Genomic DNA, 13,423 nt, shown 5'->3' with positions numbered 1-13,423 from the left:
CCGCCGCAAGCCGGTGGCGCGGCGGGAGGACTTTTTCCAGATTAATGCGGGAATCTGTGAAAATTCTAATTCCCCGCTGGCTAAACCGGCGATGCGCGGCACCTAGACCGGCTGGCGCATCAGCTCGATCAGCTCATCGACCCGCGGATCTTCGGTGGCGAACGGGTCCTTGCACAGCACCACTCCCCCGGGTCCCTCCTCGTATTTCATGTGCACCCAGTCGGTGGAGTAGCGCCGGCCGGTGGCCCGGGCGGCATTGACGAACTTGGCGCGGATCGCCGCGCGGGTGGTCTGCGGCGGGTGGTTGACCGCGTGGCGGATCTGCTCGTTGGAGACCACGGTGCTGGCCATCCCGCGCTTCGCCAGCAGGTGGAAGAGCCCGCGGGCCGGGTCGATGTCGTGGTAGGTCAGGTTCAGTTGGGCGATCCGGTGCGAATCCATGCCCAGGTTGTGCTTGGCCGCGTACCCGGTGAGCAGCTTGTGCTTGATCGCCCAGTCGATGTCGGCGTCGATGAGTGAGAAGTCCTGCTCCTGCACGGCGGTGAGGGTGCGTTCCCACAGTTCCATGATGCGCGGGACCAGCTCGTGGTGGGCGCCGTGGCGGTCCAGGAAGTTCTGCACGGTCTCCAGCAGCTGCCACTGGATCTGCAGGGCGGTGGGTTCGTCCCCGCCCATCAAGCGCACCACGGTCTGCCCGGTGAAGTCGTGGGAGACCTGGCGGATGGAGCGGATCGGGTTCTCCAGGCGCAGATCGTGGTAGATCTCCCCGGATTCGATCATCCGCAGCACCAGGTCGGTCGCCCCGACCTTCAGCAGCTGGGTGGTCTCGCTCATCGAGGAGTCCCCCACGATCACGTGCAGCCGGCGGTAGAGTTCGGCGTCCGCGTGCGGTTCGTCGCGGGTGTTGATGATCGGCCGGGAGCGGGTGGTCGCCGAGGAGACGCCCTCCCAGACGTGGTCGGCGCGCTGGGAGAAGACGAAGCGGGTCTGCCCGTCCACCTCCACCAGGTGCCCGGCGCCGGTGAGCATCTGCCGGGTGACCAGGAACGGGATGAGCATGTCGGCCAGCCGCTTGAATTCGGTGCGCCGGGAGATCATGTAGTTCTCGTGGCAGCCGTAGGAGTTGCCGGCCGAGTCGACGTTGTTCTTGAACAGGTAGAGCTTGCCCTGGTGCCCGGCGTCGGCCAGGTCCTCCTCCGCCTGCTCGACCAGGTCCAGCAGGATCGCCTCCCCGGCCCGGTCGTGGGCGATCAGCTGGGGCAGCTGGTCGCATTCCGCGGTGGCGTACTCGGGGTGGGAGCCCACGTCCAGGTAGAGCCGGGAGCCGTTGCCCAGGAACACGTTGGAGGAACGTCCCCAGTCCACCACCGGCTTGAACAGGTGCCGGGCCGCGTCCTCCGGGGTCAGCCGCCGCCCGTCCAGCGGGACGTAGCTGAGCCCGTACTCGGTTTCGATCCCAAAGATCCTGCGGTCCACGTGCTGGTCCCTTCCGGCTGCCGGCACAGCCCTGAGTCAAAGTTGGTGGTGCGCCAGGCCACTGCCCGTCGCGGGTGAAGGCGGGCTGGGCCTACTGGCCGCCCTTTTGGACGAAGCCGCGCACGAATTCCTCGGCGTTGGTCTCCAGCACCGAGTCGATCTCGTCAAGCAGGTCATCCACCCCGGCTTCGGTGCCCTGGGTGTGGGTCAGGGCCTGCTCGACCTGCTGTTCCTGTTCCTGGCGGTTGCTGCGCGGGGAAATGCTTTCCTGGCTCATGCTTACTCCTTCTTCGTGGTGGCTGGTGGCGCCGGCGGGTCGGTGGGCCGCTGACGGGACAGCCGTTCTGCTTATGAAATTGTGGGCCGCACCGTGCCGGTGGGCGCTTGCTGCCATTGTCAGCCGACCGGGTGCTGCTTGGCCAGCTCACTAAGGAACTGCGAAATCTCCAGCTCGGCCTCGAACAGCTGGCCCACCTCGGCGCGGGTGCCGCGCAGCGGCTCGGGCAGCGGGATCCGCCGCACGCGCCGGGCCCCGGGCATGGACAGGGACAGCGCATCCCAGTTGGCGGCGATTACGTGGTCCGCATAGTGCTGCAGCACCTTGCCGCGCAAGAACGCACGGGTGTCCGCCGGCGGTTCAGAAACCGCCGCGGCGATCTGGTCCTGGCTGTACAGGGTCTCCATCATCCCGCGCGCGGCCAGCCGGTAGTACAGGCCCTTGTCCTTGCGCAGGTCAGCCCACTGCAGATCCATCAGCGCCACCTTCGGGTCATCCAGGCCCACCCCGTGCCGGGCGGCGAACCCGGTGATCAGCTGCTGCTTGGCCACCCAGTCCACGGTACGTGCGGCCTTGGCCGGGTCAGTGGCCAGCACCTGCAGGGTTTCACGCCAGCGGGTGAGGATCTCGGTGGTGTGCTCATCGGTGATCCCGCGTTCGGCGCAGTAGGCCTCGGCGGCGTCCAGGTAGCGCTGCTGGATCTCGATGGCGCTCAGGCGCGCGCCCCCGCGCAGCCGCACGGCGGTGCGCAGCGAGGTGTCGTGGCTGATTGCCTGCAGCGCGCCCACCGGGTCGGCCAGCTCCAGGTCCGGTGCCTGGCCGGCCTCGATCAGCGAGAGCACCAGGTTGGTGGTGCCCACCCGCAGCAGGGTGGAGACCTGGCCCAGGTTCGCGTCCCCGATGATCACGTGCAGTCGGCGGTACTTCTCCCAGTTGGCGTGCGGTTCATCCCGGGTGTTGATGATCGGGCGGTTGATGGTGGTTTCCAGCCCGACCTCGGCCTCGAAGAAGTCCGCGCGCTGGGAGATCTGGAAGCCGGCGCCCCCACCGAGCTGGCCGCGGCCCACCCGTCCGGCGCCGCAGATGATCTGGCGGCTGGCGAAGAACGGGGTCAGGCCCTCGACCAGGCGGGCGAAGTCGATTTCGCGGGGCACCAGGTAGTTCTCGTGCGCCCCGTAGGAGACGGACTTGTTGTCGGTGTTGTTCTTGTACAGCAGCAGTTCCCCGCCGCCGCGCTGGGCGGCGTGGGCGGCGGCCAGGCGCACCACCTCGTCCCCGGCCTGGTCGTAGAGTACCGCGTCGCGCGGGGTGGTGACCTCCGGGCTGGAGTATTCGGGGTGGGCGTGGTCCACGTAGAGCCGGGCGCCGTTGCCCAGCACCATGTTCATCACCACGTCGGTGGACTCGGCCTCCTGGTACAGGGTGCGCCCGATGCGCGCATCCCCGCCGTCCAGGGCGATGGACTCCGCGTCCCAGACCTTGGTCTCCTCCACGGTCGGTTCCACGTCGGTCAGCTGGCTGGGGTGGGCCTGCTCGCGGCTGATGGTGTAGCCGCGCGCATCACGCAGCGGGGTTTCGTCGCTGTAGTCCCAGCGGGCGGCGCGCCGGGCCGCGTCCCCGTGGCGCACCAGCTGGGCGTAGCCGTCCACGATCTGTGCGGAGAGCACGGTGGCGTTGGCCTTGGGCATGCCCGGGCGGATGACCCCGTACTCGGTCTCCAGCCCGACCAGCCGCCGGGCGCTCACTGGGCACCCCGCGCGTCGACCAGGGAGCGGATGTGGCTGATCTTCTCCCCCTTGCGCCCGGAGATCCGGGCCCAGTCATCCGGGTTGGTGGTGTTGGGCATGTCCTCGTGTTCGGCGAACTCCTCACGCACCGCGGCCAGCAGGTACTCCATCTTCAGCCCGCGTTCCCCGGTGGTCAGCAGCGCCTTGATGGCCCGCTTCTTGGCCCGGTCCACCACGTTGCGGATCACCGCTCCGGAGGCGAAGTCCTTGAAGTACAGGATCTCGGTGTCCCCGTTGACGTAGGTGACCTCCAGGTACTGGTTGGAGGCGTCGGTGGCGAACATGTCCGCCACGGTGCCGTGGATCATCCGCTGCACGGTGGCCTGCGCGTCCCCGCCGTCGGCGGCGACCTCGGATTCGTGCAGCGGCAGGTCGGTGGTCAGGTACTTGCCGAAGATCTCCGCGGCACCCTCGGCGGTGGGGCGGCGGATCTTGATCTTCACATCCAGCCGGCCCGGGCGCAGGATCGCCGGGTCGATCATGTCCTCACGGTTTGACGCGCCGATCACGATCACATTGTCCAGCCGCTCCACGCCGTCGATCTCGGCCAGCAGCTGCGGGACAATGGTGGTCTCCACATCGGAGGACACCCCGGTGCCGCGGGTGCGGAACAGCGAGTCCATTTCGTCGAAGAACACCACCACCGGGTCTCCGTGCAGCGCCTTTTCCCGGGCGCGGGCGAAGATCAGGCGGATGTGGCGTTCGGTTTCGCCCACGTACTTGTCCAGCAGCTCCGGGCCCTTGATGTTCAGGAAGTAGCTGCGGGCCTCGGTGCGCCCGGACTTCGCGGCGGCGCGGGCGGCCAGCGAGTGGGCGACCGCCTTGGCGATCAGGGTCTTGCCGCACCCGGGAGGCCCGTAGAGCAGGATGCCCTTCGGGGCGCTCAGCCCGTGTTCGCGGTACAGCTCCGGATGGCTGAAGGGCAGCTCCACCGCGTCCTGGATCGCCTCGATCTGGTTGCTCAGCCCGCCGATGTCGGAGTAGGAGATGTCCGGGACTTCCTCCAGCACCAGGGACTGCATGTCGGTCAGCTGCACCCGGCTCATGGCCAGCCCGGTGCGCGGGTCCAGGGTGAGCTGGTCCCCCACCCGCAGGTGCTCCTGGCGCAGCGGCTGGGCCAGTTCCACCACCCGCTGGTCATCGGCGCGCGCCATCACCACGACCTGGTGGTGCTCCAGGATTTCCTTGATGGTCACCAGTTCCCCGGTGTGCTCGTAGCCCAGGGCGGCGACGATCACCATCGCCTCGTTCAGCAGCACCTGCTGGCCCACGTGCAGTTTCTCAAAGTCCAGCAGCGGGCTGATGCCCACCCGCAGGCGCCGCCCGCCCTGGGAAATGTCCGCGGACTGCACGGCGGTGGATTCGATCCCGGTGCCCGCCTCGGGGTGCTGGCGCGGGTGCTTGGCCAGGATGGTGCCGTGGCTGAAGGGGGTGTCCCCGTCCTTTTCCAGGGCCGACTTCAGGTCCACGATCTGTTCGCGGGTGCGTTCGAGCATGGCCACCAGGCGCTGGTTGTTGCCGCTGAGCGTGGCCAGCTGCCGGTCCAGGTTGCGGTTCTTGTCCCGCAACACGTTGACCTGGCGTTCGGTCATGGACAGTCGTTCGGTCAGTTCCTGGTCATTGTGCTCGGACACTTGATCCCTCCCACGGCATCGGCAACGGTCAGCTGGCCCATTAATGGGTTTCCCGTCTTAGGTCATCCTACGGAGCAAGTACGCCGCACCGTAATCCGATGAGCGAATGTTGCCCACATACTGGAATCTACTCCTGTTCACGCACCCGTGCAGGGCGAGTTGCATCACGTGCGGCCCGGCGCAGCTTCTTGTCCGAGACCCCGCGCTCCCCCAGGGCTTCGGGCGTCCATTCGGATTCGTCGTGGTCTCTGGTCCAGGCCGAGACGTCCTCGGCGGCGAAGTTGTGCTCCTTCACCCGCTTGGCCTTCGGGATGCCCTGGGAGTCATCGGCCAGCCGGCGGGCGGTGATCAGAAACGCGGTGTGCGCCACCATCCGGTGGTCCGGGCGCACCGCCAGCCCGTCCACGTGCCAGCCGCGCACCAGGGTTTCAAAGCATTCGGGTTCGGTGAACTGCCCGGAGGCGCGGATCGCCTCGACCACCCGGGACATCTGGGTCACGGTGGCCACGTAGTTGGTCCACACCCCGCCGGGGGCCAGCACGGTGGCGACCGCGTCCAGACATTCCCAGGGGCTGAGCATGTCCAGCACCACCCGGTCCACGCTGCCCGGCTCCTCCAGTTCGACCACCTTGTCCTGGAAGTCCCCGATGGAGATCTGCCAGGCCGGGTGCTCGCCGCCAAAGACGGTGTCCACGTTCCCGCGGGCAATCTCGGCGAACTCCTCCCGGCGTTCAAAGGAGTGCAGGAACCCGGTGTCCCCGATGGCGCGCAGCAGCGAGATCGACAGGGCCCCGGAACCCACCCCGGCCTCCACGACGCGGGCTCCGGGGAAGATGTCCCCGAACTGCACGATCTGCGCGGCGTCCTTCGGGTAGATCACCGCCGCCCCGCGCGGCATGGACAGCACGTAGTCCTTCGCCAGCGGGCGCAGCAGCTGGTAGCGGTAGCCCTCCACGTTCTCGATGACCGACCCGTCGGGCAGCCCGATGATCGCATCATGTTCCAGGATGCCCTTGTGCGAGTGGAACTGCCCGCCGGCCTCCAGGGTGATGGTGTTGATGCGGCGCTTCTCATCGGTCAGCTGCACCCGGTCCCCGACCCGAAACGGTCCGCGGCGGGCGGCGGCCCCGTGGGGCATGCTGGCTTGGTTCTGGCTCACGAAATTGGCTTCCTTCTGGCTGATGCTGTCTACAGGGTTGATGTGCCCGGTGTGCGGGCGAAAAATTGTGGGTGGGCGGGTCAGCGCACGTTCAGGGCGCGCAGGATCTGTTCCTGGTGCAGCACCCCGACGATGTACCCTTCCTCGCTGATCACCGCGTATTCGGCGGTTTCCACGGTGGCCAGGTAGTGGATCAGGGTGTCCCCGTCCGAGTCCTGGGCGATCACCGCCCCCTGTCCCAGCGCGCGGCTGACCGCGGTGGCCGGGGTGGTGGGCCCGGCGTGTTCGGGCACCGCGCTCAGCGCGCCCTCGTCGACGACCGCGATCGGCATCCCGTGCGGGTCCACCAGCACGATCTGTCCGCCGCGGGCGGCCAGGCGCCGGCGCACGTCGGCGACGCTCACCGTGCTGAGCATCCCGCTGGCCGGGCTCATCAGGTTCCCGGCCTTCACCCCGGGCAGGCGCAGGCGCAGCTTGGCGTGGGCGATCAGCGCGCTGGTGGCCTGCCACATGAACAGCGCCACCATCACCCCGATCACCAGGGTGGTGGTCTCCAGCGCGCGGCCCATGACCAGCGGGATGACGGCGAACCACAGCACGATGCCCACGGCGATCGCCCGGCCCACCCAGGCCGCCACGATGGTGCCGCGGTCCTGGCTGCCGGTGGCCTTCCACACGGCCGATTCGACCAGCCGCCCGCCGTCCAGCGGCAGGCCGGGCAGGATGTTGAAGATGCCCAGCAGCAGGTTCGCGTAGATCACGAAGTTCAGGATCGCCCCGATCATGAACGTCGGTTCGAAGATGGTGGCCGCGACCCAGCCGATCCCGGCGATCACGAAGTTGCTCACCGGCCCGGCCAGCGCCACCAGCAGGGAGGCGCCCGGGGTGGCCTGGAAGGAGCCGAACTGGGTGTGCCCGCCCCACAGGGTCAGCACGATGTGGGAGTTGGGCCATTTGAAGTAGCGGGCCACCATGGCGTGGGCCAGCTCATGGATCAGCACGGCCAGGGCGATCATCAGCGAGCAGATGAACCCCAGCAGGTAGGCGGTGGTGGCCGGGATCCAGGCGGTGCGCTGCAGCTGCATGCCGAAGATCACCGTGATCACGACGGTGATGAAGAACCAGGAGTAGGCAAGGTAGACCGGGACCCCGGCGATCCTGCCCAGCCGGAGCCCGGGCGATTTCTCGTTCAGTTCGCTCACGCGTTGATCTGCTCCAACCAGGTGTTCAGTTGTTCAATGGACAGCTGCCGCAGCGATTCGCTGCGCCACCACGGCCCCTGGCCGGGGTCGGTGGCGTTGGGTACCAGCACCGCGAACAGCCCGGCGGCGCTGGCCGCGGTAATGCCCGGCAGTGAATCCTCCAGGCCCACGCACTGGGCCGGGTCCAGGGAAGTCTCGAATTTCTCGCCCAGCAGCTGCAGCCCGCGCAGGTACGGTTCCGGGTCCGGCTTGCCGTGCTCCACCTCGTCCCCGGTGACGGTGACGTCGAAGTACGCTTCGGGCAGCTGGGCGAGGAAGTCCTGCACGATGCTGCGTTCGCTCATGGTCACCAGCGCCTGCGGGATCCCGGCGGCGGAGAACTGCTGGAGCAGCTCCAGCGCCCCGGGACGCCAGATCAGTTCGCGGCGCAGCCCACTGATCACCTCGGCGGAGAGCTCGTCAATGATCTGCCGCACGCCCAGCTGGACCCCGGCCTGCTGCAGCACCCGGGCGGCGGTGGGCAGGGCGGCGCCGACCAGCGCCTCGGACTGGGCCTGGCTCCAGGTCCCGCCGTGGGCCAGCACCAGGCGCCGTTCGGCGGCCATCCAGTACGGCTCGGTGTCGATCACCGTGCCGTCCATGTCCCACAGCACCGCCTGGATGCGGTGGTCGCGGCGCGGGAGCGGGGCGTGCTCGTTGTGGCTAGGCATGTCTTGATTCTACGTGAACCGCGCCGGATCCCGGCCCGCCCCGACCGGCGAACGCCCAGGTGCGCGGCACGACGGGCGAGCAAGATCACCCGGCCCGGCGGCTTCGGCCGCCGCGCGCCGAACCGGCGTTGCAGCGTTGCCCTGCACGGGGCCGGGGTGGAAGACTCGGCAGTACCCGCTGCGGGCAACGGCAGGCGGGTGGCGAAGGACGCCGACCGGCCGGCAAAGCGGGCCGGAGCACAGGCAGGGAGCGCAGATGAGCACGCAGAATCCACGTCCAACGTTGACCGGCTTCGCCGCGCGCGGCGGCCAGCAGGGGCGCAACAGCGTGCTGGTGTGCGCGTTCGAGGGCTGGAACGACGCCGGAAGCGCCGCCAGCGACGCGGTGCGCCTGATCCTGAACACGGCCGAACCCGAATACCTGGGCACCGTGGGCGAGGACGAGTACTACGACTACCAGTTCACCCGCCCGCAGGTCAGCCGCGAGGACGGGGTGCGCAGCATCCAGTGGCCGCAAACCGATGTGTACCGCATCGAACTGCCCCAGGCCCCGGCGGACCTGCTGGTGGCGCTCGGGGTGGAACCGACCTACCGCTGGCAGGCGTTCTGCCGGGAACTGCATCAGCTCACCTCCCCGCACCGGGTGGCGGCCTGCCTGAGCGTCGGCTCGCTGCTGGCCGATGTGCCGCACACCCGCCCGGTGCCGGTGCTGGTGAACTCCGATGACCCGCTGCTGCAGGAGCACCTGTCGATCGGGGCGTCGAAGTATGAGGGGCCCACCGGCATCCCGGCGGTGCTGGGAATGATCTTTGAACGGCTGGGCACCCCGAGCCTGTCGGTGTGGGCGCAGCAGCCGCACTACGTGGCCCAGGCGCCCAGCCCGAAGGTGCAGCTGGCCCTGGTGGAGGTGCTCGAGGAGCTGCTGGCCACCCACTTCCCCGCCGACCAGCTGCGCGATGACGCACTGGCCTGGCAGCGTGGGGTCGATGAGCTGGCCTCCGCGGATCCGGAGGTCGCCACCTATGTGCAGCAACTGGAACGGGCGACCGATGCCAGCGAGCTTCCGGAAGCCAGCGGGGAATCGATCGCCCGTGAGTTTGAGCGCTACCTCAAACGGCGGGACCGCGGCTACGGCGGCAGCGGCCCCGACTTTGAGATCTAGCGGCAGCCCCAGGCCTCGGCCCTAGAGCTTGAGCCCCAAGAGGGCATCCAGTCCGCGACGGATCACTTCCGAGCCCTCCCCGGAGCCCTCGGCGCCGGCCTCGGCCCACTGGTCGATGGCCTGCAGGGCGGCCGGCGAGTTCAGGTCATCGGCCATCCGGGAGCGGATGCGGGTCATCAGCGCGGTCGCCTCGGCCAGCCCGGCCCCTTCGATCCGGGAACGCCAACGCTGCACCCGGGCCTGGGCCTGCTGGAGCAGTTCGTCGGTCCAGAACCAGTCGGTGCGGTAGTGCTGGCCCAGCAGCACGGTGCGGATCGCCACGGGCTCCACCCCGGCCTCACGCAGCTTGGAGACCAGCACCAGGTTGCCCAGGGACTTGCTCATCTTTTGCCCGTCCAGGCCCACCATTCCGGTGTGCACGTACAGTTCGGCCAGCGGCTTGCCGTCGGCGGCCGAGGCATGGGCGGCGGAGAATTCGTGGTGCGGGAAGATCAGGTCGCTGCCCCCGCCCTGCACGGTGAACGGGGCCGGCAGGGTGGAGCGGGCAATGATCGAACACTCAATGTGCCAGCCCGGGCGGCCTGCGCCCAGGGTGCCCCCATCCCAGGAGGGCTCCCCCTCACGGGCGGCACGCCACAGCAGCGGGTCCAGCGGATCGCGCTTGCCTTCACGCTGCGGGTCCCCGCCGCGTTCGGCCGAGAGCTGCTCCATCAGTTCGCGCCCGTAGCCGCTGACGGTGCCCAGCTGCCAGGCCTCGTTCTGGGCGGCGAGGGTGTCGAAGTAGACATCCCCCTCCACCCCGTCCGCCCCGGCCGGGACCCGGTAGGCCAGGCCCTTGTCCAGGAAGTCCTCGATGTACGGGATCAGCAGGTCGATGGTTTCCACCGCGCCCAGGTAGTGGTCCGGCGCGATCACGTTCAGCGCCTCCATGTCGGCGCGGAACAGGTCGGTCTGCTCCTGCGCCAGCTGGCGCCAGTCCAGCCCGCGCTGGGCGGCGCGCTCGAGCAGCGGGTCATCCACGTCGGTGACGTTCTGCGTGTAGGTGACCTTGCGCCCGTTATCCAGCCAGGTGCGGTGCAGCAGATCGAAGGTCACGTAGGTGGCGGCGTGCCCCATGTGGGTGGCGTCGTAGGGGGTGATCCCACAGACGTACATGCTGGCCGGGGCGTTGGCCTTCTCGGCCGGGGCGGTGGGACGCTGTTTGCCGGTGGCGGTGTCGAAGAGCTCCAGGATCGGGGCGCTGCCCACCAGGTGCGGTACTTCCGGGCTGGTCCAAGCGTGCACGCAGGGGTGTCCTTTCAAACGGCGCAAAAGTGCGCGATCAACGGTGACGCCCCGGCCCCGCGCCAACTGCCGGGCCGGGCATCACCAAAGTTTCTCTATAAGTGCCAAGTCACCATGTGGTTCAGATATTCCCGGCCCCGGCCAAATAATTGACCGGGGCCGGGGTGGGGCACGAGCAGGCTCCGGCTAGGCGCTGATCAGCCCCATGCCCAGCAGGATGAACAGGGCCAGGCCCAGGGCAATGCGGTACCAGACGAAGACCATGTAGGAGTGGGTGGAGACGAACTTCAGGAACCAGCCCACAATGACGAAGCCGACCACGAACGCGATCAGGGTCGCCAGCCCGGTCTCGGCCATGGAGTAGACCATCGGCTCGGAGAAGGACTTGAACAGCTTGTACAGCCCGGAGAGGTAGACGGCCGGGATGGCCAGCAGGAAGGAGTAGCGGGCGGCGGCCTCGCGGGTGTAGCCCATCAGCAGGCCGGCGGTGATGGTGCCGCCGGAGCGCGAGACGCCCGGGATCAGGGCCATCGCCTGGGCGAAGCCGTAGAGGATGCCGTGCTTGAAGGTCAGCTGCTCCAGGGGGCGGACCTGCTTGCCGTAGTGGTCGGCGGCGGCCAGGAACAGGCCAAAGACCACCAGCATGGTGGCCACGATCCACAACGAACGGAAGTTCGTGTCAATGTAGTCCTCCAGCAGCAGGCCCAGCACGCCGATCGGGATCGAGCCGAGGATGATCAGCCAGCCCATCTTCGCGTCCGGATCCGAATGCGGGATCTTGCCAACCAGCGCCTTGCACCAGGCGCCGATGATGCGCACAATGTCACGCCAGAAGAACGCGATGACCGCGGTCTCGGTGCCCAGCTGGGTGATGGCGGTAAACGCCGCCCCCGGGTCCTGCGCGTTGGGCAGGAATTCTCCCACGATGCGCAGGTGGGCCGATGAGGAGATGGGCAGGAACTCGGTAAGTCCCTGGATCAGACCCAGGAACGCTGCTTCAAACCAATTCACCCCTCGACACTACTTCAAGTCCCAGGCCAAACCCCTGCCGAAAACACCGGGGTCCCCAAAAATCCGCCCGTGGTCGTAGTCACGACTCGTCATTGGGTATCGTAAACGGCAACAACTCGCCATACTTGTCGTACAAAGCATCGTCGTACGCCTCGAAGGCATCGGCCAACGCACCAAAGGCGGCGTCCACCGTCGCGTCGGTGGCGCCGCGGCTGGTGGAGATGACCTCCAGGTGGTTTTCCAGGCGGGCGATGAAGACCTGCAAGGCATAGTTGGGATCGACGCTCATGGCACACACGCTACAGCCGAATAGACCGGCACGGTAGGGGGTTTGATGATTCAGGAACGGATCAAGGCACCATTGCACCAGCCCGCGGATGACCGCTTCGAGTACCTGGTGATCACCTCGTTCCCCGGGGAGCCCAAGCAGCTGGCCCGCGCGGCCCTGAAGGAGCACGCCGAGAACGGCAAGTGGGAGCTGGTGCGCACCTGCCGCTACGAGGGCGGGGCCTTCAAATACTGGCTGCGCCGGCGGGTGATGCGGGTGACCGGCACCCTGGAGGGCTCAGTCTTCCAGCGGTCCCACTAGCCAGCTGGCCACGGTGTTCGCCGCCGAGGCGGCATTGGACGGGTGGTACCAGCTGGCCTGCACGTCCCGGTAGAGCCGCTCAAACTCGCTGCCCCGGAAGTAGCCGCCCCCGCCGATCAGCTGTCCGGCGTCTTGGATGTTCTCCCGCGCCCAGTCCCCCGCCCTGGTGCGCAGGGTGACCAGCTTCGGGAACCACTGCGGCCCGTGGTCCACCAGGGCGTCCAGGTCCCCGGCGACCTGGCGCTGCAGCGCATCCAGGGTGAGCATGCGCATTCCGGCCTCGGCCAGGATCGAGCGGGCGCGCACATCCTGGGTGTAGGCCTGCCCGTCCTGGTGCACCCGGCGCTGGAGGGCCGCGGTGCCCAGCTGCAGCCCGCGCTCGGCCAGGCCTACGTAGACGCTGGCGGTCAGGGTCAGGAACGAGGCGAAGATCCCGAACACCAGGGCGTCCGGGTTCGGGCCCGCGGCCAGGCGGGTGTGCACCCACTGCGCCGGGGCGACGGCCCCGGACAGCTTGGTGGTGTGCGACTGGCTGGCGCGCATGCCCAGGGTGTTCCAGTCGTTCAGCGACTCGACCCCCTCGCCGCGGGCCACGAACCCGTGCACCAGCTGCCCTTCGGCGTTCTTGCCGAAGACGCCCAGCCGGGTGAAGGCCGGGGCCAGGGAGGTGAAGATCTTCGTGCCGGTGAACGCCACCGAGCCGTCCCCGCGCTCCTCGGCGGTGGTCTTTGAATCGAAGAGCACCGCGTCATTGCCCGGCTCGCTGATCCCGAAGGCCATCACCTCACCCTCGGCGATCCAGTCCTGCACCATCGCCAGGCGCTGGTCCCCGCGCGCGGCCAGCAGCTGGGCGACCCCGGCCCACACGTGGTGCATGTTCACCGCCAGCGCCGTGGCCGGGGCGGCGGTGGCCAGCCGGCGCTGGGCCAGGGCCAGCTCGCTCAGCCCCCAGCCGTAGCCGCCGCGCTCCACCGGCAGCAGCGCCTTCAGGTACCCGCGGTCGCTCAGTTCCGCAAAGTCCTCGGTGCAGAACGTGTTGCGCTCATCGTAGTCGGCGGCGCGGGCGCGGAAACGCTCGAGCAGTTCCTCGGGCAGTGCCTCGGTGATCTCCACTGGTGTGTCCTTTCGTGGG

At 68.4% G+C, this 13,423-nt stretch carries 13 protein-coding genes; 2 read left to right on the top strand and 11 right to left on the bottom strand.

The genetic code is table 11. The features are described 5' to 3' along the window. Positions 1-102 precede the first annotated feature (102 nt). The 7 genes from pafA to AC6I21_RS07450 all read right to left on the bottom strand — a co-directional run bounded on the left by pafA (position 103) and on the right by AC6I21_RS07450 (position 8,245). Positions 103-1,476, bottom strand: a complete 1,374-nt coding sequence (gene pafA, locus AC6I21_RS07480) for a Pup--protein ligase (protein ID WP_497763377.1) — start codon at positions 1,474-1,476, stop codon at positions 103-105. A 91-nt stretch (positions 1,477-1,567) separates the two neighbouring features. Then, complete coding sequence (locus AC6I21_RS07475) at positions 1,568-1,753, bottom strand: ubiquitin-like protein Pup (protein WP_138173967.1); 186 nt, start codon at positions 1,751-1,753, stop codon at positions 1,568-1,570. Between the two features lie 119 nt (positions 1,754-1,872). After that, complete coding sequence (gene dop / locus AC6I21_RS07470) at positions 1,873-3,498, bottom strand: depupylase/deamidase Dop (RefSeq protein WP_497763376.1); 1,626 nt, start codon at positions 3,496-3,498, stop codon at positions 1,873-1,875. Further along, a complete protein-coding gene (arc, locus tag AC6I21_RS07465) occupies positions 3,495-5,174 on the bottom strand; it encodes a proteasome ATPase (protein ID WP_421015501.1) in 1,680 nt (559 codons plus the stop codon). The genes dop and arc overlap by 4 nt, the downstream gene beginning before the upstream one ends. 127 nt (positions 5,175-5,301) lie before the next feature. After that, positions 5,302-6,312 carry a tRNA (adenine-N1)-methyltransferase gene (locus AC6I21_RS07460; RefSeq protein WP_138174265.1) on the bottom strand — a complete coding sequence of 337 codons (1,011 nt, stop codon included), beginning with the start codon at positions 6,310-6,312 and terminating at the stop codon, positions 5,302-5,304. Between the two features lie 101 nt (positions 6,313-6,413). Continuing rightward, positions 6,414-7,535, bottom strand: a complete 1,122-nt coding sequence (locus AC6I21_RS07455; protein ID WP_343830678.1) for a site-2 protease family protein — start codon at positions 7,533-7,535, stop codon at positions 6,414-6,416. Continuing rightward, positions 7,532-8,245: an HAD family hydrolase gene (locus AC6I21_RS07450; protein ID WP_497763375.1), complete on the bottom strand. Its 714-nt coding sequence runs from the start codon at positions 8,243-8,245 to the stop codon at positions 7,532-7,534. Before AC6I21_RS07450 ends, AC6I21_RS07455 begins: the two co-directional genes overlap by 4 nt. A gap of 256 nt (positions 8,246-8,501) precedes the next feature. On the opposite strand from AC6I21_RS07450, the gene AC6I21_RS07445 reads away from it, so the two are divergent. Continuing rightward, a complete protein-coding gene (locus AC6I21_RS07445) occupies positions 8,502-9,407 on the top strand; it encodes a proteasome assembly chaperone family protein (RefSeq protein WP_346921581.1) in 906 nt (301 codons plus the stop codon). A 21-nt stretch (positions 9,408-9,428) separates the two neighbouring features. Here AC6I21_RS07445 and mshC read toward each other — a convergent pair whose 3' ends face one another. The 3 genes from mshC to AC6I21_RS07430 form a co-directional block, all read right to left on the bottom strand. Then, positions 9,429-10,691, bottom strand: a complete 1,263-nt coding sequence (gene mshC, locus AC6I21_RS07440) for a cysteine--1-D-myo-inosityl 2-amino-2-deoxy-alpha-D-glucopyranoside ligase (RefSeq protein WP_497763374.1) — start codon at positions 10,689-10,691, stop codon at positions 9,429-9,431. Between the two features lie 186 nt (positions 10,692-10,877). Beyond that, on the bottom strand, positions 10,878-11,702 hold the full coding sequence (locus tag AC6I21_RS07435; RefSeq protein WP_138926200.1) for an undecaprenyl-diphosphate phosphatase: 825 nt from the start codon (positions 11,700-11,702) through the stop codon (positions 10,878-10,880). Positions 11,703-11,781: 79 nt separating this feature from the next. Further along, entirely contained in the window at positions 11,782-11,991 is a 210-nt protein-coding gene (locus tag AC6I21_RS07430; RefSeq protein ID WP_054821622.1) for a hypothetical protein, read from the bottom strand. A 45-nt stretch (positions 11,992-12,036) separates the two neighbouring features. On the opposite strand from AC6I21_RS07430, the gene AC6I21_RS07425 reads away from it, so the two are divergent. After that, positions 12,037-12,291 (top strand): DUF5703 family protein, encoded by a 255-nt coding sequence (locus tag AC6I21_RS07425; protein WP_343830686.1) that lies wholly within the window; start codon positions 12,037-12,039, stop codon positions 12,289-12,291. Here the strand turns inward: AC6I21_RS07425 and AC6I21_RS07420 are convergent. Further along, entirely contained in the window at positions 12,268-13,404 is a 1,137-nt protein-coding gene (locus AC6I21_RS07420) for an acyl-CoA dehydrogenase family protein (protein WP_497763373.1), read from the bottom strand. The genes AC6I21_RS07425 and AC6I21_RS07420 overlap by 24 nt on opposite strands. Between the last annotated feature and the right edge of the window lie 19 nt (positions 13,405-13,423).

The sequence above is a fragment of the Glutamicibacter sp. St.4D3 genome, assembly GCF_059728615.1.
Note: the sequence above shows the minus strand (reverse complement) of the source record. Positions and strands in the feature narration are given on the sequence as shown.

Bases quoted from the DNA above. Each gene is read 5' to 3' on its own strand.
- AC6I21_RS07475 (WP_138173967.1), bottom strand. From the start codon at position 1,753: ATGAGCCAGGAAAGCATTTCCCCGCGCAGCAACCGCCAGGAACAGGAA.
- AC6I21_RS07460 (WP_138174265.1), bottom strand. From the start codon at position 6,312: ATGCCCCACGGGGCCGCCGCCCGCCGCGGACCGTTTCGGGTCGGGGAC.
- AC6I21_RS07450 (WP_497763375.1), bottom strand. From the start codon at position 8,245: ATGCCTAGCCACAACGAGCACGCCCCGCTCCCGCGCCGCGACCACCGC.
- AC6I21_RS07445 (WP_346921581.1), top strand. From the start codon at position 8,502: ATGAGCACGCAGAATCCACGTCCAACGTTGACCGGCTTCGCCGCGCGC.
- AC6I21_RS07430 (WP_054821622.1), bottom strand. From the start codon at position 11,991: ATGAGCGTCGATCCCAACTATGCCTTGCAGGTCTTCATCGCCCGCCTG.
- AC6I21_RS07425 (WP_343830686.1), top strand. From the start codon at position 12,037: ATGATTCAGGAACGGATCAAGGCACCATTGCACCAGCCCGCGGATGAC.